The organism is Myroides sp. DF42-4-2, from assembly GCF_030326445.1.
Taxonomy (GTDB): domain Bacteria; phylum Bacteroidota; class Bacteroidia; order Flavobacteriales; family Flavobacteriaceae; genus Flavobacterium.
The window spans coordinates 140834-161726 of the sequence record NZ_JACAKI010000001.1 but is presented as its reverse complement, the minus strand read 5'-3'; the positions used below and the strand labels follow the sequence as shown (position 1 = coordinate 161726).

Below are 20893 nucleotides of genomic sequence, written 5' to 3'. Positions count from 1 at the left end.
AAGTAGCCCTAATGGGAAGTAAAAATTTGTTGTTTATAGCGGCCCTGAATTTACATTTTTACAATTATAAATTCACTTCTTCTATTCTCTTGGTGTTGTTCTTTTGAACAAGGAACTCCGTTTGTACACGAATTAATCAATTGACTTTCTCCATACCCTCTTCCTGTGAGGCGATCTGGATCTATGCCTTGATCAATCATCCACTTCATGGTTGATTTTGCTCGACGATCTGACAACTTCATGTTGTAGGCGTCATTGCCTCGACTATCAGTATGCGAACAAACATCAATGCTAATGTTTGGATATAGTTTTAATACCTCAACCACTTTTGCTAATTCTGCTGCAGCATCTGGGCGAATATTCGCTTTATCAAAATCAAAATAAATCGGTTGCAGTTTCAACTTCTTGAACAAGTCATCATCTTCTGTGATGGTTTCTTGCACAGGTTCAAGTCCTATTTCTACCTTATTGACAGTGCCTAATTCAAAACTCATTGTTTGTGCAATTTCTTTGGTTTGGAATCCTGTAGCTTCTGCTTTTAGGCGGTATTTCTTACCACAATCTAAATCAGCAAGTGCAAATTTTCCTTGATCATCTGCGTGAATACTATCTAGGACAGTATACGTCGCATCATACAAGGTGATCTTACTTCCTGCTAGAGATTCTCTGGTAGAGGCATTGAATACCCAACCATCAATACTTTGTTTACAAACGATCTCTTTTTTCTCTTGTACAAAGTAGATATCATCTCCGCCTGTTCCTCCTATTCTATTAGAGCTAACAAAACCCTTCTTTGCTTTTGGATCAAAATAGTATCCAAAATCATCCGCTGGGCTGTTCATGGGTTCGCCAATATTGGTAACCGTACCGAAAGAGCCGTCGACGTTAATCTTTGCCATAAAGATGTCTAATCCTCCTAGACCAGGTCGACCATCTGTAGAAAAGTACAGCATATAATCACTAGAAATAAACGGAAATGTTTCTCTTCCTTCTGTATTAATTTGCTTACCTACATTTTCTACTTTACCAAAACTTTCATCGGCAAGTATTTCCACTCGAAACAAATCACTTTGTCCGATTGACCCGCTTCGATCTGAAACAAAATACATCCATTTATCGTCCGGAGTTAATGCAGGATGCGCATTGTTTGCCTTAGGATCGTTAATTGTCAACGCCACAGGTTTGCTCCACGTTCCATCTTCCATTCGAATAGATTTGAACAATTGTAGCAAAGCATTTTTGTATCTATTTTGTTGCACATCATCTTTAATGGCTGTTGCATTTTGAGTAAAATAGACCGTATTTCCATCTTTAGTAAAAACGGCAGTGGATTGATTAATCGTTTGATCTTCTTGCTTGAAAAACAATTGAGGATCATCAAAGCTTCCGTCGTTATTGATTGTAGAAGCATACAAACTTGTGTAAGCCTCGTTGGTCCATTTGTGCACTTTGTTACCTGAAACCTCAGCCGAATTTCTGGCCGAGGTATAAATCAATTGTCCTTTATAGATTGTAGCTCCATAATCAGAAAACGCACTGTTTAATTCTAATGCTGCTACTTCATAACGATTAGAACGCTTCTCAATATCTGCTCTATAATTCGTTTTATTTGCCTCGAACAATTGAGCACGAGAATCGCTTTGTTCCATAGCAGTAAACTTAGCCATATAGGCGTCGGCCTGATCATACTGCTGCATCGCACGCAACGTTTGTGCATAGCGATAGTAGTACTCTGATCCTATGGCTTCTTGACTTTCATTGGCAAATTGAAACAGTTCTTGATACCATTTGTTAGCTTCTACTAGCTTTCCATTGAAATAATAAGCATCTCCTAGTTTTTGCAAGGTGTTTACACTCTTGAATCCTTTTTCAACTGCTTTTTCATAGATTTCTATGGCATTGATATACTCGTACTTTTCAAATCTTTGATCTGCCTTAATTTCGCGTTTTTCTTGAGCCCATCCTATAGATGTTGTAAACGCGATGGAAGATAAAACTAGTAAAGTAATTAATCTTTTTTGCATAATTTATCATCTTTAGGTTAGAAGAAACGCGGAGAAGTTTTTCTCGTGTATCGATTAAAAATATCGGCACGCAAGAAGAACTCATGCGATCCACTGTTGTAATGGCGCAATTTGGATGTATCTGCATCGTAAGAATACCCTACAAACAGCGTTTCATTAATTTGGAATCCGACTAAGCCGCTAACTGCTGCATCCCAACGATAAGCAACTCCTGCTGTAAACTTGTCAAGAAACAAAAAGTTAGCTGTTAAATCCAATTGTACAGGCGCTCCTTGTACTGCTTTCATCAAGAAAGCAGGTTTGAACTTCACATCTGGATTGATTTCAAATACATATCCTCCCATTAAATACACCTGCATGCGTTGTTTCATGGTTGTCACCTCGTTGTCATCGTAACGATGTGTTTCTAAGAAACTAGGTACAGACAATCCCAAGTAGGAACGATCCGAATAGAGATAAACTCCAGCACCGATATTAGGGGTAAATTTGTTGGTAATATTTTCTTGAATATTCACATCTGAAGGATCAAAAGGATGTCCTTTGGCATAGTCAACATTTAGTAGATCAGCCGATGCTTTTAATCCAAATGCCAACTGATAGTGGTAATTTAATTTTACTTTATAGGAAACATCCACTGCGATATTATTCTCGTCCATGATTCCTATTTTCTCATTGACAAAAGAGAATCCAATTCCAACATTAGAGTTGTTAATGGGTGTAGAAACAGAAAAACTTGCTGTTTTAGGTGCACCGTCTAATCCTACCCATTGCGTTCTATAGTTTCCAAATAAGCTCAATACTTCTCTATTTCCAGCATAAGCGGGGTTATAGATAGACGTATTGTACATGTATTGGGCAAACTGTGGTTCTTGTTGAGCAAAACCTTGTTGAGCAGCACTTATTAATACTAAGGCTATACCAACTTTTTTGAGTTTGTTTATAAATTTCATCCTTATTATTAATTTGTTTCTAAATGTAAATACCCTGCTTTCTTAATAGTTCTCGACACTCCATCCTTTTCTACTTCATAAACGATTACGTAATAATAGGTTCCTGAAGGAAGTTTTTCGCTATCGTTTAACGTCATTTTTCCTTTAGAATAACCGTCAAAAACATTTCCGTTTGAATCGTAATTTTTGGTTTCAAAAACTTTTGCTCCCCATCTATTATAGATTTGAACACTGTTGTTTGGAAATCGCTGAATATTATCAATAAGGAAATAATCATTTACTCCATCTCCATCAGCTGTAACTATATTGTAGATCACAACATCTCCCTCTAGTAACCAGTCTGTTTTTACGGTTGCTAAGGTAAAATATCCCAAACCTTTCACTGATGTGGGTGTAGTAATACGACGAGCGCTAACATCTACAATTCCTCCTTCGTCTACCCATATTTTTTTCACCTCATCCCAACGGACAATGTGCAAATCTTTTTCTGGGCTGTTTAGAACTTCAGGTGCAGTAGTACGCTCATCCCATGTCAGTTCCAGAATGACATTTTTTTCTTCCTTACTTCCTTTGCTAACATACCAATACTCATTTGTATTTAACGTGTTAATTACCCCTGAGGCGTTAGCATGTGCGGTAAAGAATGCTTCATCTTTATACTTATACGCTCCAGCATAGACCTCTTCTTTATCCGGTGCTGTAATATAAGCAGCTCGATAGTAGCCTTGGTTTCCAATAGGAAAGGTAAACGCTTCGTTTCCTACTTTATCAACTGTTCCATCGACGTGACTTTCGTCTGATGCATCGTTAGCTTTTGCTCCTTTTAAAAATGCAAAAGCTCCTTTTTCATCGTCTATGGTTACAATACCATCCAAGAAATCAACTTCTCCTTTTACCGAAATTCCATTCGCTAAATAAAAAGCGCTTTTTGCGGTTGAGTTATTGAATTCAAGGTGGTTGAAACGAATCAACTGACTTCCGTCAATTGCTTGTTTTTGATTGGATGTAAAAATTGTTTTCCCTGATGTTTTCAGTTTGCCTTCTTCTCTGAAATCGAATAATCCGTTATTCGTCAGATCTCGGTGTACATACAACGTACCGTTGTTAAATACCATGGCATTTTCTTTGTTTTCTAAGGAGAATAGCGTTGCCATTTCTGTATTAGGCATAATGTACAAACCGCCGTAATTAACGGTTTGTCCAAACGCTAAACCACCAGTCAAGATCAAAGAGCCAAGCAAGATTTTGTGGTTTATCTTCATTTGCTCCTTATTCTTTAACAACGAAAACAATATTCATCACCGAGTAAGGATTACCCGTTCCAATCACCTCATACGTCATTTTTCCATCTGCTTGAATGACGATATTAGAAAACACCGTTGCATCGTAATCTGTTACATAATAGTATAAATCTGTTGCTTCTGGAAAATGAGGTATTACAGCAGGTGCTCCAATACTACTAGCTGTATTACCTACTAAGGTAAATTGATTCACATATTCTTGGTACAAATCTTTGTTTCCAGCACCAGGTGTTCCTGTATTAAAAACAATTGAAGGCATGTAGAAGAATTTAACTGCTTTATTATCTGAAGTTACCATTTGTTGCCATTTAGTTCCATCATTGTAGTAAAATCCAGGTACAACATCATTTTGTCTTTTTGTATTATACACTGTCATACCTGCTACATGCGCTTGTAATGGGGCGAAATCTGTTGTGCTAACCAACTCTAATCTTGGCAATAACAATCCTTTATTTGGTGCTTCAATTTCAAGCATGGCATTAGCATTGATTGTAGGTGTTCCTCCCACTTTTGTTTGAGCAACAGCAACAGTGCTTAACACTGAAAATAAAAATCCTAAATATATCTTTTTCATCTTGTTGTTTAATTTTAGTTTAAAATGATGGGGCTCTAGGCTTTGCTAATAGACACCCATCATTTCGCTATTGATTAATTTAAATTAGAGTTGCACTTCTTCATTAGAAGTAAATTCAACGACAACTTCGTAAGTACCTGGTGTCAACATCATATATTGATTACCCACACCGATATTAAAGTTGATTTCAGTTCCGTTTATTACCACATCTGTTGTATTAGACGTCACGATATGCCCTGCAGCTGTAAGAAGCTTTATTGACAATACTTGTCTAATTTCTACACCATTTTCTAAGGTTAATGTTACAGGAGTTGCCTCTGCAGAATACGCTACAATTGTTGTTGCACCTTTCCCTAAATACACTTTGTATCCATTGTATGTGTCACCCGTGTAAACTGTATCACCTTCGTTTGTGATGTGATCCCCTAACTCTTGTTTGATGATGTCTTTGTATTTCTTAATCAAGTTAACCAAGAAAGAAGCTGGTAATTCAATTTCTTTATTCGTTTTTGTTCCATCAGGATTTGTAATCACTTGGTAGAATACATGAGGAGTCGCGGCATTTCCTTTGTTATCATCTCCATCGTGATCCCCAAAGTAAACGTTACCTCCTTGATTCAACACATTCGTAATTGCATTCTTAATCTCTTCGTTATTGTTGATTGAGTTTAAGATATCTTCCGTCATGTTGATGTAATCTTTCTGATCTCCTTCAGCACTGTACTCATAGAAGATTTCACCTTGTTTTACATCTCCTGCTACTGGTGCCGTACGAACCGCTTCAAAAGCTGGCAATGTACCATCAGCTACAACCTCTGAACGCTTAATTTGCGTTTTCGTTTCTGTTGCAGCAACTAAATCTCTTAGATTAATTGTTTCATATGAATTTGTTGCTTCATCCCAATATTGGAATACCCACATTGTCTGTCCTGCATTAGCTGGATCTGCAATCTCAGTATAAATTACATTTCCATTTGAATACTGTGAAATATACTGTAAGTACTCTTCAACTGTTGTAAATGTTTTATCACCTTCAACTGTTGTGATTGTAATATTCGTTGGCTTTTCTAAAATCTCTTGGATATTGTTAACCACTCCACCTACTACATCTACGTGAATGGCACCTGCAGGAACACTCGTCCAATTTGCTGGATTTGTTTCCCCACCTGCTTTGATATACGATTCAGATAAGTAGTATTGTTTGTTGTTGTAGCTAACAATTGTTGTGTTCGTTTCAGCAGCTTCTACTAATCCTTGGATGTCTATAATTTGGTATTTATTCGCTGCTTCATCCCAATATTGGAATGCCCAAATGGTCTGTCCGGGATTCGCTGGATCTTCAATCTCTGAATAGATTACATTCCCATTAGAGAACTGCGTGATGTATTGTAAGTACTCTTCTACTGTTGTAAATGTTTTATCACCTTCAACCGTTGTGATTGTAATAGTCGTTGGAGATTCTAAAATCTCTTGAATATTGTTAACCACAATATCTGTAACTTTGATTGTCGTTGCCCCTGGTGCCGTATTTGGAATATTATCAACGGTATTTACATCAGCTGCCTCTAACCAATCGAGAATCGTTTGTTCAGAGAAATAGATGACCCCGATTACTTTACCTTCCGCATTCGATATCTCTCTCATGAATGTCTTCGTCTCTGCTCCATTCACCAAGTCTTCGAAATTGATTTCTTGTGTAGTGTACGTTTGCGTTGTAGCATCATACGTTACAGTATAAAATTTCCCATCCTTATACACCACAGTTGTATGTGTCTCTGGTGTTGTATCATCATTTGATGGGTTTGAAGGCAAGATGTAGTTAATTACTGCTTGTAAATTTTTTACATCTGCTTCTAGGTTGGTAATATTATCTCCTAAATTCTCTATTACTTGGTCTAACTCAGCTTTACCCACGATTCTATTCCACTTTGAATCTACCCAATAGTAGAATCCTGTTGGAATAGCAACACCGTTGCTATTATATACTAATAAACTCTCTGTTTGTGCACCTTCGATAGGTTTAAATACTTCTATTGAAGTTAATGCAACACGAGGAATTAAAATACCTTTATCTTTAGCTGTTACATCTAATTGAGTAGAGGTGATAGGTGTAGGTGTTCCAATACCTACTTGAGCATTTGCAAAATACGATGCTCCTAATACTGCTGCTAATAATGTGATTTTTTTCATAGTACTATATGTCTTAATTCTCTAGTATATCTTATTTAATTTTTTGTGTGACGTTCAGATTTGATTTTACCGAACAATTTTTCAATATTATACGAATAGGTAATCTTCTACCTACAACACAGCCATTTCTATAGGTCTGTACATAAACAACACTGTATTTTGGTCCAAAGCCAGCGTCTTCTGGTAATTCATCCTGATATTCAGGTAAATGATAAGGTAATCTGAAGTTATTCAACCCTTCTGTCGGAACTGGTGTACCACCTGTTTCTTCGGTATAAACTTCATAAGTAGAACAGTTGTCTTCTGCATTAATCGTTAGAATACCCCCTTGACATACATCTAAATATTCCTCTTCGATATCAATTCCAACATCAATGCGAGGAGCCACTGTTACTTCATATATTTTTGTAAAGTCTCCGAGTACTCCAACAACGCTTCCATAAGAAATTTTAACGCGGTCGAAAGGTTGATCGATTTCTTTGATAATCATTTTGTACTTATTGCTGTATCCCAATCCAAGTAATTTTAAATCTAGAATTTGAGCACCATTTGTTCCATCAATCTCGTCTCCTACTTTTTGATCTCCTAAATAGCGTTGGATTGTATATCCTTTAATTAATTCTAAACTCAAAATAGGGTTTCCAGGAACTTCTGTTACGATATGTAATTTATCACCTGGCATGGCTTGTTGTTTGAAGACTACGGTTAAACTCGCTGCGTTCAATACAGCAACTCCTCTCGATATTGTGGCATACGTATTAAGATTACCATCCACGGCATTCCATGGATTAACAACAGACGCTGTTGCACTTGCCACACCTAAACCTAAATCTTGTACTCCATGTAATACATCTAATACTGCTGGATGCACATTATCTGAAACAGGTTCACAATATGTTGGTGAAAATGCGCTAACATTTTTCGTATGGTATACGTGGAATACTTTAGCTAATTGAGCAACACTCAATAAAGATCCTTGAGAAACGCGAACCCCTTTATACTCCTTCGGTCCATTTTTATCAGAAGGCACGAAAGTAAATTCAACCACATTATCCGCTGCTAATAAATCTAACAAACCACCTTGAACTGATTTTAACGTTCCGATGGTATTGCCATCAGCATCTAATCCTAAGACAGAAATACCTCCAGCTAGCATCAATCCACTGTATTGTTTTCCAAGCTTAATAGTTACAGGAGTACCTGCAGCAACTTCTTCTTCAAAGTAGATATTTTGCCATACCGTACCAATTCCCAAAAGTCCAATACCCGTTGTTAACGTCGAGTAAGTTGTTGGATCACCGTCGATAGTTTTATCTGTACCACTAACTCCTCCCGTGATGATAGATCCCCAGCTTGATGAACCTCTTGCATAGACTCTTTCTATCGTTGGCGGACATAAGCTATCATCATAAACAGTGATCATTACATTCTCAAAAGATTCACATCCATTACCCGAAGTTGCCACTACAGTTAAGGTATAAACCCCAGGTGTCGTAAATTCTATTGATGTACCAGCAAATTCTACAGCATTATGATTATACCATTTTATAGTTCCATTTCCTCCCACAACAGTAGCTGTTGGCAAGGTTACCGTTACTGCATTTTGATCTCTTGGTATCGTCACGTTAATACGTTGACTCGATGAAAATTCAATAACTGGTGCAGGACTTTGCGTCACGACAAAAGGATCTGATTCAACAGAAACTTCTACTCCTTTGGTATACACAACCGTATAACTACCCGGATAATTAGTTGTTAGTGTTTTTTCCTTTCCGTAATTTGGATTCGTCGACCCTGCCATTGTCGCATCAATTGCCTGTCCATCAACATACCATTGGTATGCATCTGCCTCAGCAGGACCTTTATTAGAATCTAACGTAAACTCTGTGTCTGGACATACCGCATTTGCGTGATCTGAAGTGATAATCGCTTTAGGCAATGCCGTGCTATGTGTTACGTGGATAATTGTTCCAGGGGTCTTCGTTAGATCTGGTTCTGTCGGGTTGGTATTATCTACTGGTGGGTAAGAAGGATATGAAATAATACTTCCCGCTTCTTTGGTAAAAGCAGTATTCTTGATTTGCAAGATACCCTCTAATGTAGGATTCACATCCACGGTGAAAACAAATCTTTGCTCATTCCCTGGTGTCATCGTACCGGAGAAATCGTAGAGTACCGATTGACCATCATCAGACAATCTTCCTTGCAACACAGAAAAGAATGACGTACCAATAGGTAATCTATCTGAAACTGTAAAGTTATTAACCGTCGTTGCACCAACATTTTTCACGTGAATCGTATATTCTATTTGCTCGCCTCCTGATACACTATTAGTAGAAGCAGAACCATTTACTTTATACGATTTCCACGATACTAAGTTTTGATTCGATCCATATGGGCTACAAAGTCTTTCAACTTTATAAATTTCAAGAGCTGAAAGCACGCCAACATTAACCAAACTTTTTAATCCAACGCTAATGCGATCATATTGACCATTCGGTTTAAAGGGGATATCCACTAGAGATCCTGTTCCTAATAGATTAGCAATTTCAGTTCCTTCTAATAACCCATTATCCCAATTCAGTTGATCCACAAACGTATCTCCTCTGTAGGCTTTAATTTCTAATTTTTCCAACAAAGGAACTGCAATAGCGCCCGTACCTGTTTTCAATCGAATGTTGGCTACATCCTCTATCTCAGAGAGCGAGTTAAAATAAAACCATTGTTTTACACTTCCACCTACGTTGATCGTACCTAAACTCATTTGTGAGCCATGCGTAGAATTATTATCAATGGCGCGTTCTGGATATTGTACTCCACCACCGCTTAAATCTGTCACATCCAAACTAACTCCCTCATATTCAAATGAAGTAACGAATGGAGCAACACAAGCCTCTGAAGCAGTTTCATAGCACATTCCGTAGACACTCATGCTATTTGGTTGTGCTAAAAGACCTAGTGCGCTATTAGTTTTATCAATAATACGAACTGATTTATAAGCACTTGTCGGTGTAATCGCTAAATAGGTACGACCTAATTTATCAACAACAACTCTAATTTTTCCATTGCTAGTAGAAGAAGATGTTTCACGTGTTCCGGCATTTAAAATGATTGCTCCTTGAGCATCTTTCACTTCAACTTCAAAATCGTGATTGCCAAATACCAATCCATTCAATACACCAGAAAGCAAATTCCCTAAGCTTCCGCCCAGTAATTTATTCAATTCAGTATCTTCAAAATCCACGCGAACATACGAAGTTGTGTTTGCTGGCACAGGAGCGTCATATCCTAGCTCTACGGACCCTTCAAATTTATTTCCAAGTCCCAATAAAATACCTGATCCTGATTGCAACGTTGCATAAGAGTCAAAATTATCGTCAAATAAGTTTTCGATATCATTGGCATTACTAGCTCCCAGTAATTGAGTTGCACAAACAGGTGCGATAAAAGGAGAAGCTGTGCTTATTTCAGGACAAGTAGAACCAACTCGTTTTACATCATACAAGCGAATACTTGATACAAGTGATGCACTTACTGTTGTTCCTACTTGAATTTCAACGCGATCAAAGATTTGCGCTGTATCAAAAGTCAAGGTTTGAATACCCCCCGACTGAAGTAAATTCAACGCATTTAGATTGTTAATCAATCCTTGTTGAAGCGTGAATGATTCTTTTTGTTGGTCACCTAAGAAGGTAACTATTTTATAACCACCTAATAATTCTAAAGACAATAAACTAGGTGAATTCAATTGCAAACGAACCTTTAATTGGTCTCCCGTTTGAGATGGTTTATTAAAATAAATCGCTTGTTTCACTAAACCAAGAACAGAAACAATACCCGTACTAATTTCAGCATATTCAGATGAATTACCGCTAATTGCATAGTATGGATTAGTTACTCCTGCTCCATTTAATTCTCCAACATTCACAGTCAATCCACTTTGATCATACGAAGTAAACTGTGGAGGAAAACAAGGGTCTGCTCCTATTTCGCGACACATATTATACACCTTTAAATCGCGTATTTCTCCATTTGGAATACCAGATACTTTGTTGGTAATCTTGATACTTTTATACGCTTGACTGGGTGTAACAGCAAGATAATATCTTCCAATTTTATCTTGAACAACGGTCATTTTTCCACCAGTTGTTGAAATAAAACCATCGTTGCTGACTGTATGCGCAATCGGAGAAGGATTAGTTCCATCAAAAACATCCACTTCAAAGTAGTGATTGCCAATTAGCAATCCCGCTACATTGTCAATTAATTTACCTAACGTTCCGCCTAATAACTTACTTATAATTTCTGGCTCCATATCTATGCGGATATAAGAAGTCGTATAAGCTGGTACCACAGACGGATAAGCCATGTGAATCATTCCATTAGAAGGCAGTGAAGACAAAAGAGAACCCGTGTTAGCATAAAGCGTTGCATAGGTTTCATTATTGTTATCGATAACATTCGTTGCAAAATTAACATTTTCAAAATCAACCAACGACGTAGCACAACTTGCTGTTTCAAATGGTACTTGAGTTGGAGACGGAATAGTTACATTCGGATTGGTACAAGCTATACCATCATAACGTTCAACATCATAGATTTGAACAGAAGATCCTAAAAGTGTCACACCCACAGGTGCATTCAATCGCACTTCTACTTTATCAAATGCTTTACCAGGAGCGATAGTCACAGTAACAGCCTCTCCGTTACCTAGTAAATCCAAAAGATTTGTTCCCTTGAGGATTCCACCGTCTAATGGCATTCGATATACTTCTTCCTCCTCATTCCAAGCCACTAACTCAATAGAGCCTAAGAGTTTAAGATTTAAAACGTTGTTTCCTTTTGTTGCAGCTAATTTCACATTAACTGTTCCTGTTTCGGAAGTCTTATCAGCAAAGTAAAAAAATTGAGATAGACGTCCAGCCACATTTAGATCTAATAAACTCGCAGCTTTCAAACTAGAAAAACTATCAAGGTCATTGTCAATTGCATCAGACAGGTTTCCACCTCCTAAAGGCAAAACAGTTAGATTAAGTCCCCCTCCATCAAATGAAGTCCCGATGGGTTTGCCACAAGCAGACGGGCTGTCAGCATAGGTAAAAGCACTAAAAATATCAAGATACTTCTTTGATCCTAATCCTAATAATGCAGCACCCGTTCTATTTTGAATATAGATTCGGTCATAAGCCTCCGTTGGAGTAATAGCGATATACTTAATTCCGCCAAGTCCCTCAATAACTTTTGATTGTCCACTATTAGCAACTAACGCATCTTTACTATCTGTTGTTAGAACAGGCGTATTTCCCATTCTTGCTTCGACAGCAAACTCTTGCTCACCAGCAATAACGATCTGCAAAACAGAAGACAGTAAATTACCTAATGACCCGCCTAACAAAGCATCAAGGATCTGTCCTTCCGATGCGATTCTAATATAAGAGGTTTGATTTGCTGGTACTACGGAAGGAAACTTAAGGATCAACTTGCTATCATATGCGCCAACGCCAAGAGCTACCCCTGAAGAAGCTTCCATATGAGCAAAACTAGCATCGTCTCTCAACGCTAAAGTAGGATTTTCCGTATTAGAAGAAGATACTACTTCATTCACAAGTATTTTGCTTTGCCCATAACCTTGGGTCAATGGCACAAAAAGTACCAGAAGAATTAATGTCCTCATCCAGGAGGAAATTGTAATTTTCTCTTTCATGTGTTGTGTGTTAAACATAATATTTTTGAATTTCTTAGGTTGTAAGGTGTATATGTTCGCACGACAACAATGTGCTGAGCACATTGGTCATCCATAAAAGATCTACTAAAAGTATAGAATAAGAGACCCCCTCATACAACTGTGTATAGGGAGTAAAAAATGCAACAAAGCTTGAGCATAGCTTCAGAATACTATGCTCAGTCTTTTTTTCGATTTGCTGCTTTCTGTTCACTCAGCCCAAGCGAACAGAAAACCTTGTGTTATTCATTTTTTTTTCGATCGATCCTGCGTAGCTTTCAAGCATCCCACTTAAAATATCTACAGAAATACAAGTTGTCTCTTCTTATAGGTCTTTTTCTTTTTTTTACACTTTTTAGTCGTAAAACTTCTAAAATTCACTCAGCCCAAGTAAATTATTAGAAAACTATTAAAAAGTACTTTATACTTATAAACACGTATTTTTTTACGTCTTTTTTTCGCTTTTATACAATTTTAGAAGTAAAAGGTATAAATAAATTTTCATTATTTTACACAATTATGTATAAAATCCATACAAAAATAAACAATAATACAAACATAACAAACCTTTTATGTAATATATCTACAAAATAGACAAACTAATTTTTTGAATATAATGTCAAAATTTATAAAAATAAAAACCACTATTGAATTAATAAAAGTTAATCTTAGACAAAAAGAGTATTAAAAAAGTTAATAAGTAGATATTATCCTCATTTTATTCTTTTTTCAAAACACTTTCTTAAGATCAACTCAAAAATCAGTTGTTTTAAACAGACATAAAACACGTCACAAATCAAAAAAACAGAAAAAAACACCGCTCTTCTTACAAAGCGAAAAAAATGCACAAATGCAGAGTTTACTGCACTTAATGTCCCTTCTTTACTTCAATCATGTGCTGTTTTTTTCCAATCGGTCAAAACAAATCAACCTATCTATTTTATTCGCATTTTGTCACTTTAAAGTGACGGAAAAAAAAGTTAAAAAAAAATCAATCCTCTTCTAATTTATACGCTTTCTAAATAGAAGACGATTGTGTCTCTTATATAGAATGCATCGCATAAACGACTAAACATTTTATCGCTTTCACAAGAATCCTTACATTTGGCAAAAGACTACTATACATATGGAAACAAACGCTTATATAAAAACCGCTACAACGGATAAAATTGCGACAATTACCTTTTACAGCGCAGCTAGTAACTCTTTTCCGAGTACGTTACTGGATGAATTAACTCATACAATCACGGAACTAAGCGCTTCTACAGCAATTACAACTATTATTCTTCAAAGTGAAGGAAAAGGGGCCTTTTGTGCAGGGGCATCTTTTGATGAATTACTGTCGATTCAAGATAAAGCAACAGGAAAAAAATTCTTCTCTGGCTTTGCCAATGTAATCAATGCCATGCGTAAAAGTCCCAAATTATTCATTGGGCGTATCCATGGAAAAACAGTTGGTGGTGGCGTTGGATTAGCAGCTTCATGCGATTATTGTTTCGCAACAGAACAAGCATCGATCAAACTATCGGAACTAGCCATTGGAATTGGACCTTTTGTTATCGAACCTGCAGTATCAAGAAAAATAGGAAAAACGGCTTTCACCTCTATGTCGTTAGCTGCTCACGAATGGAAAACTGCATCTTGGGCACAACAACACGGACTTTATGACGAAGTGTACGAAACTATTGAGCGCTTAGACCTAGAACTGCAAACTTTTGCAAAACGCGTTAGCGCATACAATCCCGAGGCAATCACTGAAATGAAAAACATCTTTTGGGAAGGAACTGCAAACTGGGATCAACTACTAACAGAACGCGCTGAGATTTCAGGTCGATTAGTTCTATCAGAATTCACAATTAATGCTTTAAATTCTTTCAAAAAAAAGCAATAGAATAGTTAAAAAAATACACGATTTAATAATAAATCGTGTATTTGCTTCTCTACCTTTGAGGAAAAAATGAAAAGAAAAATTTTAATTCTAACTTTATTTCTCTCTCTATTATGTCCTTTTCTTAGTACTGCTCAATCCACAACGTCTGCTGAAGAACGCAATTTTTTTAACCACTTATCCATCTCAGCAGGACTTAGTACGCTCGGATTTACAGCCGAACTTACTACACCACTTAGCGACAAGCTATTTTTACGTGCGGGGATTAGCACATTCAACTACAACACCAAAACACATGCTGTTCAACTGAATGACCCTTACGGCATACTTCATCATGCCTTTGGTCAGGATGTATCTTATCTCATGCGAGGACAAGCCAAAAACACACATGGTCATATTGCGCTTGATTTTTACCCATTAAAAAAAGGATTGCTCTACTTCAGTACAGGACTATACTTTGGGCGAACCATATTAAGTGCGCATGGAATTATTGCCAATAGTGATGGCACTCCTGCTCAATCTCAATGGCCTTCTGGGTGGCCAACCTTAGCTTTCAACAACCAAAAATTGGATATCATCAACGGACGTCTTGACGGGGAACTTATCTTGGGGAACTTCGTTAAACCCTATATCGGTTTTGGCTTAGGTAGAGCTATTCCCAAAAAGCGATTAGGCGTCAAATTAGAAATGGGGCTCTTATTTTCAGGTGACTATGTCATCAAACAAAATGGCCATCGCTTAGATCAAACGCTAAAAAATGAACACAACTTCGAAGCAGCTGATTCTTACTTAAATTGGTTCAGATTCTATCCCATGGCAAAAGCGCAACTCACCTATCGTCTGTTTTAATTTCGGTAAGACGAATGAAAACCAACCAAAAGAAAGGACGAATTCACTCATTTTTTGACTACCTTTGTCAAAATTTTTGGTTATGTCTAAAATTAGAATTACAAAACAATTCACCTTTGAAACAGGTCACGCGTTATATGGTTATGACGGTAAATGTCGCAACGTACACGGACACAGTTATAAACTTGGTGTTACCGTAATTGGTACGCCGATCACAGATGCTACCCATGTGAAGTTTGGAATGGTGATTGATTTCAGTGATCTAAAAAAAATAGTAAAAGAAGAAATCGTAGATGTTTTTGATCACGCTACAGTATTCAATCAAAACACACCGCATGTTGAATTAGCTCAAGAGCTAAAAGAACGCGGTCATCACGTTATTTTAGTTGATTATCAACCAACAAGTGAGAATATGGTGATTGACTTTGCAAATAAGATAAAAAGTCGTTTACCAGAGAACATCGCCTTGTATTCCCTGCGTTTACAAGAGACAGAATCTTCTTATGCGGAATGGTTTCAATCTGATAATTTATAGGATAAGGTGAGTTTTATAATTGATACAACAAAGGGTATTTACTTTGCCTCTGATCAACATTTCGGAGCGCCCACGCGTGAAAAAAGCTTACCACGAGAAAAACTGTTTCTCGCTTGGCTAAACGAAAAAGAGTCAGATATGGGCGCATTGTTCATTCTCGGAGATCTTTTCGATTTCTGGTTTGAATACAAAACGGTTGTTCCTAAAGGGTTTGTACGCGTATTGGGCAAATTAGCTGAATTAAAAGACAAGGGAATTCCCATCTATTTCTTTGTGGGAAACCACGATTTATGGATGAACGACTACTTTCAAACAGAATTAGGCATTCCTGTTTTTCATGAACCCCAAGTTTTTACCATCAATGGCAAGCGCTTTTTTATTGGTCATGGAGATGGTCTAGGGCCTGGCGATTTGGGATATAAACGCATGAAAAAAGTATTTACCAATAAGTTTTCCAAATGGTTGTTCAATTGGCTACATCCCGATATTGGCGTGCGTCTTGCACAATACCTATCGGTTAAAAATAAATTGATTTCCGGTGATGAAGACGTTACTTTTTTAGGTGAAGATAAAGAATGGTTGGTACTCTACGCCAAGCGAAAGCTAGAAAACCAACACTATGATTACTTCATATTCGGACATCGTCATTTACCGATGGTCATTGACCTGAATGAGCAATCTAAATACATCAATCTCGGAGATTGGATTCACTACTTTACCTATGGTTATTTTGATGGAGAATTTCATCTTGAAAAATATAAAAAGCCTCAATAATTGAGGCTTTTTTTGTGATCCGTGATCGATTATCAGTGATCGGTAAGTTCATCTCTTCTCTTCCTAAAACGGCTTGTCTAAAATCCAAGGACTATGACTAAAATAATTCCATGGAACACTAGCTAGATCAACTTTTTCATCGACATAGCGGCTGTATTCTCTACCGTTAATTGACACCCAACTATCAGCATAAATAGCTACTTCTTTACCTTGATCGGCATATTCTTTTTTGATGCGTTGTGCCATTTGCCAAATCATATCCGAAGTATTCAAACGCGCATCCTGTTTACGAGTTAACACCTCCTGTGTTGAATACAAAACGCGCTCTCCAGTTTTTTTATCTTCTACATAATAGGACGTATACCCTGATCTAGAGCGCAACATCATACGCCAGCTTAGACGATGTGCTTCGTCTGTCCACAGAATATCACCTTCAATAAAATGTTGTCTTAAAGGCAGTGCAAATTGGAAAAACATAAAAACGGCTAAGAACCCTAAAACAGGTTTACTCAATTGAGGTGTTGTAAAGTGTTCACTAGCATCTATCGCTGGTTTTTTCTTTAAGAAGATGCGTCTAATTTGATCAGATGGATAAAAGAATAAGGCAAATGTCAAGGCGAAATAGGGAAAGATTCCAATGTGCAAAGTTGCCGAATTAAACAAGTGGAAAATCAAAGAGGCAATTAACCCCAAAGTACGGGTACGTTTCCACAACAAAGCGGGAACGATTAAACCGTCGAATATGATTCCCAGGTATGCTATAATTAAATAAAACTCTTTTTGTGTAAATACATTTTTAAAGACATCGGGTATATTGGCCGACTGATACATTAATTCTGTAAAAGTACCATCCAACCAATCGGGGTAAAATTTCGCTATTGTTCCATAAATATAGAGTACACTCACTTGGAAAATAAAAATCCAATTGAAATAAAGGGGCATGGCATGCTCCTCTTTCACGCGATTTGCTTTAACATCCAAGGATTTATACGATGCTGCAGGGAGAAAACACATGTACACACAAATAATCATCAGCAGATAATAGTGGTTGTTGTACGAGGTTTTTTGAATAAAATAGGCACCTGCCCAAAGAAGCGTCAGTAGAGGCATGGACCATTTATAGCGATACCCCAACATCACTGCGAGGGAGGCTAATCCCATCACAAAGAAATAAACATACATTTGCGGGCCAACGAGCACCTGCAAAAAGTCCATATAAATATGGGAAAACGTAAAATTTACATCTACGAGGTTTTCTCTTACCCAGCCTGTGGCAATAGCACCAAAGGATTCACAGGCAAACAAAAAACCAAAAAAGATTCTAAATATAATTAAAGGGGCATTATCAACGGGTTGCAGGGCTTTTTTCCACATAGCGATCAAAATATGCTCGCGTAGCTTGTTCGTCCTTTTTTAGTTGATCTACAAGTTCATCGAGCGAATTAAATTTTTTTTCATCTCTTATGCGATCCAAGATACGAACTTTTAACGTTTTATGATATAAATCGCCCGACCAATCTAGAAAGTTTACTTCTATTGTATGAGGATGATTGACAAATGTCGGATTAACACCAATACTCATCATTCCTTTTACTCGTTTACCTTCTATTTCAGATTCAACCACATAGATTCCGTTTTGAGGAATCATCTTATACGACTCTGAAATTTCAAAATTTGCCGTTGGAAACCCCAAAGTACGCCCTAGTTTTTTACCGTGAATGACCTCTCCAGAGAAGTGATATTCATGTCCTAAAAATTCATTCGCTAAGGCTATATTTCCAGCTTCTAGAGCTACGCGAATTTTAGTAGAGCTAATTGAAACATGATCAATTTCTTGTGCTGATATTTCTTCTACTTCAAATCCGTATAATAAACCGAAACGCTTTAAATCGTGAATATCTGCGGTTCTATTTTTTCCAAAACGGTGGTCGTAACCGATAATTATTTTAGAAATATTAAAAGTATCAACCAATACTTGTTTAACAAATTCTTCAGCGCTTAAATTGGCAAAATCCAAATCAAACTTTTGCACGACAAGGTTATCTAATCCGAGAGCAGCTAATAGCTCTTGTTTTTCTTCCAGTGTATTTAACAGGCGAATTCCGTGATCTTGCTTCAATACCATACGCGGATGAGGAAAGAAGGTCAGTACTAAACTTTCAGCCCCTAAGGCTTCGGCAGAATCAACCAGTTTTTTAATAATCATTTGATGCCCAATATGAACCCCGTCAAAGGTTCCTAAGGTTGCAACAACTTTTTTATCGGTTTTAAATTCACCAATGGAAGAAAATATTTTCACGATGATAACTTTAGTCTTTTAAAGGGATTTTACTTAGTTTTGCCCCGTTTTTCTAAACAAATATTCAAGCTGTAAAAATACTCCATTTTTTACAAATCACCTTAAATTTTACACAATAATACGCCTAAACTAAAGTAATTAACATGCCCTCATTAATCAGAACCACATTGGTTTTCCTTTTTGTATTCATTCCTCTTATGCTCTTTTCTCAAGTTAAAATAATGACTTGGAATTTAAAAAATATAGGAAGTAGTAAAACGGAAGAACACCTTAGCTATATGGCTAAGATCATGAAAGAAGCTGATGTAGTTGCCATACAAGAAGTAGTAACCAATCCTGCAGGAGCTAAAGCAATTGCTGCCCTACATGAGGAACTCAATCGAAAAAGTGGAGCCAAATGGGATTATGCCCTTAGCGATCCGACCGTTAGTTCTCCCTATCGCTCAGAGCGCTATGCTTTCTTGTGGAAAACAAAAAACATCAAGCTACAAAAGAAAGCCTTCCTAGACCAAAACTATCAGGAAGAAATCGAACGCGAGCCCTATATGGCCACCTTTCAATACAAAGATTTAGAATTTACCTTGGTTAGCTTGCATGCTTTACCCAAAAAACACCAACCAGAAAAAGAGCTTAAATACTTGAAGTTCTTTCCTGAACACTATAAGGAAAAGAACTTAATTTTTTTGGGAGACTTCAACACCCCTGAATCGCATTCGGTCTTTAATCCCCTCAAAAAACTAGGGTATACCCCTTCTTTTACCAAGCAAAAAACATCCCTTCGCCAAAAATGCATCAAGGGTGATTGTTTGGCTAGTGAGTATGACAATATCTTTCTTCAACAAGACGTATTTACCGTTAAATCAGCCAAAGCGATTTTGTTTTTCGAAGATTTCGAAACCATACAAGAAGCCAATAAGGTCTCTGATCACATTCCTTTGCTGATCGAAATACAATAAAAAAAGGATTTCCATTGGAAATCCTTTTTAAAACAATTAAAATATAATAAAAACATTTATTTACCTTCTATTCATGTATATCATGACATAGTACAACAAAGTACCCAAAGAGGAAAGAGCGGCAACTACATAGGTTCTAGCAGCCCATTTCAGCGCGTCCTTTGAGCCTACTAATTCCTGAGGTGTCACAATATTCTTGGCTTCTAGCCATTTTAAAGCGCGATTACTCGCGTCGTATTCTACAGGTAAAGTGATAAACGAGAAAATCGTTGTTAAGGCAAACAATCCAATTCCCAATAATAGCAATTGAGGAAAGGTTTTGAGCATTAACACTCCCCCGATCAAAACGAAAGGCATAAACTTAGAAGACACTTCTAAGATAGGTACCATTCGCGAACGCATGGTTAACCATGAGTAGGCTTGAGCATGTTGCACTGCGTGTCCTACCTCGTGGGCTGCTACAGCGGCAGCGGCAGCATTGCGTTGATTGTATACTGCTTCACTTAAATTTACCGTCTTATCTATCGGATTGTAATGATCCGTCAATCTTCCTGGTGTAGAAATTACACGTACATCTCGAATTCCATGGTCAAAAAGCATTTTTTGGGCGATCTCAGCACCACTCATGCCATTTTGTAAATGAACCTCAGAATACTTCTTAAACTTCGTTTGTAAACGATTGCCTACATACCAACTGGCAGCCATCATGGCAATCATAAAAACCCATATCATCATAGATATAACAATTTATGTTCGTAAAGTAAAATAGCAAATGGCGCGCCAAATCAAAAAAAGCGACATTTTGTCATAAAAAAAGAGAGACTCTTGCGA

General features: G+C 37.2%; 14 protein-coding genes. 5 read left to right on the top strand and 9 right to left on the bottom strand.

Annotated features, from left to right (window positions below; translation table 11 throughout):
* Positions 1–50: 50 nt before the first annotated feature.
* The 6 genes from HX062_RS00700 to HX062_RS00675 form a co-directional block, all read right to left on the bottom strand.
* A complete protein-coding gene (locus HX062_RS00700) occupies positions 51–2024 on the bottom strand; it encodes an OmpA family protein (RefSeq protein WP_286465903.1) in 1974 nt (657 codons plus the stop codon).
* A 17-nt stretch (positions 2025–2041) separates the two neighbouring features.
* Entirely contained in the window at positions 2042–2974 is a 933-nt protein-coding gene (locus tag HX062_RS00695) for a PorP/SprF family type IX secretion system membrane protein (RefSeq protein ID WP_286465901.1), read from the bottom strand.
* 8 nt (positions 2975–2982) lie between these two features.
* On the bottom strand, positions 2983–4236 hold the full coding sequence (locus HX062_RS00690) for a T9SS type B sorting domain-containing protein (RefSeq protein WP_286465899.1): 1254 nt from the start codon (positions 4234–4236) through the stop codon (positions 2983–2985).
* A gap of 7 nt (positions 4237–4243) precedes the next feature.
* Entirely contained in the window at positions 4244–4849 is a 606-nt protein-coding gene (locus tag HX062_RS00685) for a phage tail-like protein (RefSeq protein ID WP_286465897.1), read from the bottom strand.
* 84 nt (positions 4850–4933) lie between these two features.
* Positions 4934–7039 (bottom strand): phage tail-like protein, encoded by a 2106-nt coding sequence (locus HX062_RS00680; RefSeq protein WP_286465894.1) that lies wholly within the window; start codon positions 7037–7039, stop codon positions 4934–4936.
* Between the two features lie 31 nt (positions 7040–7070).
* Positions 7071–12743 carry a DUF11 domain-containing protein gene (locus HX062_RS00675; protein WP_286465892.1) on the bottom strand — a complete coding sequence of 1891 codons (5673 nt, stop codon included), beginning with the start codon at positions 12741–12743 and terminating at the stop codon, positions 7071–7073.
* A 1144-nt stretch (positions 12744–13887) separates the two neighbouring features.
* On the opposite strand from HX062_RS00675, the gene HX062_RS00670 reads away from it, so the two are divergent.
* The 4 genes from HX062_RS00670 (at position 13888) to HX062_RS00655 (ending at position 16807) form a co-directional block, all read left to right on the top strand.
* A complete protein-coding gene (locus HX062_RS00670) occupies positions 13888–14652 on the top strand; it encodes an enoyl-CoA hydratase/isomerase family protein (protein ID WP_286465890.1) in 765 nt (254 codons plus the stop codon).
* 66 nt (positions 14653–14718) lie between these two features.
* Entirely contained in the window at positions 14719–15498 is a 780-nt protein-coding gene (locus HX062_RS00665) for a hypothetical protein (RefSeq protein ID WP_286465889.1), read from the top strand.
* Between the two features lie 82 nt (positions 15499–15580).
* Positions 15581–16033, top strand: coding sequence for a 6-pyruvoyl trahydropterin synthase family protein (locus tag HX062_RS00660; protein ID WP_286465887.1), 453 nt, complete (start codon positions 15581–15583; stop codon positions 16031–16033).
* A 6-nt stretch (positions 16034–16039) separates the two neighbouring features.
* Positions 16040–16807 (top strand): UDP-2,3-diacylglucosamine diphosphatase, encoded by a 768-nt coding sequence (locus HX062_RS00655; protein WP_286465885.1) that lies wholly within the window; start codon positions 16040–16042, stop codon positions 16805–16807.
* A gap of 63 nt (positions 16808–16870) precedes the next feature.
* On the opposite strand, the gene HX062_RS00650 is transcribed toward HX062_RS00655, so the two are convergent.
* Positions 16871–18181, bottom strand: a complete 1311-nt coding sequence (locus tag HX062_RS00650) for an HTTM domain-containing protein (protein WP_286465884.1) — start codon at positions 18179–18181, stop codon at positions 16871–16873.
* Positions 18153–19106: a bifunctional riboflavin kinase/FAD synthetase gene (locus tag HX062_RS00645; protein ID WP_286465882.1), complete on the bottom strand. Its 954-nt coding sequence runs from the start codon at positions 19104–19106 to the stop codon at positions 18153–18155. The genes HX062_RS00650 and HX062_RS00645 overlap by 29 nt, the downstream gene beginning before the upstream one ends.
* A gap of 197 nt (positions 19107–19303) precedes the next feature.
* On the opposite strand from HX062_RS00645, the gene HX062_RS00640 reads away from it, so the two are divergent.
* A complete protein-coding gene (locus tag HX062_RS00640; RefSeq protein ID WP_430530038.1) occupies positions 19304–20062 on the top strand; it encodes an endonuclease/exonuclease/phosphatase family protein in 759 nt (252 codons plus the stop codon).
* A 60-nt stretch (positions 20063–20122) separates the two neighbouring features.
* Here the strand turns inward: HX062_RS00640 and HX062_RS00635 are convergent, their stop codons facing one another.
* Positions 20123–20794: a zinc metallopeptidase gene (locus tag HX062_RS00635; RefSeq protein WP_286466325.1), complete on the bottom strand. Its 672-nt coding sequence runs from the start codon at positions 20792–20794 to the stop codon at positions 20123–20125.
* Between the last annotated feature and the right edge of the window lie 99 nt (positions 20795–20893).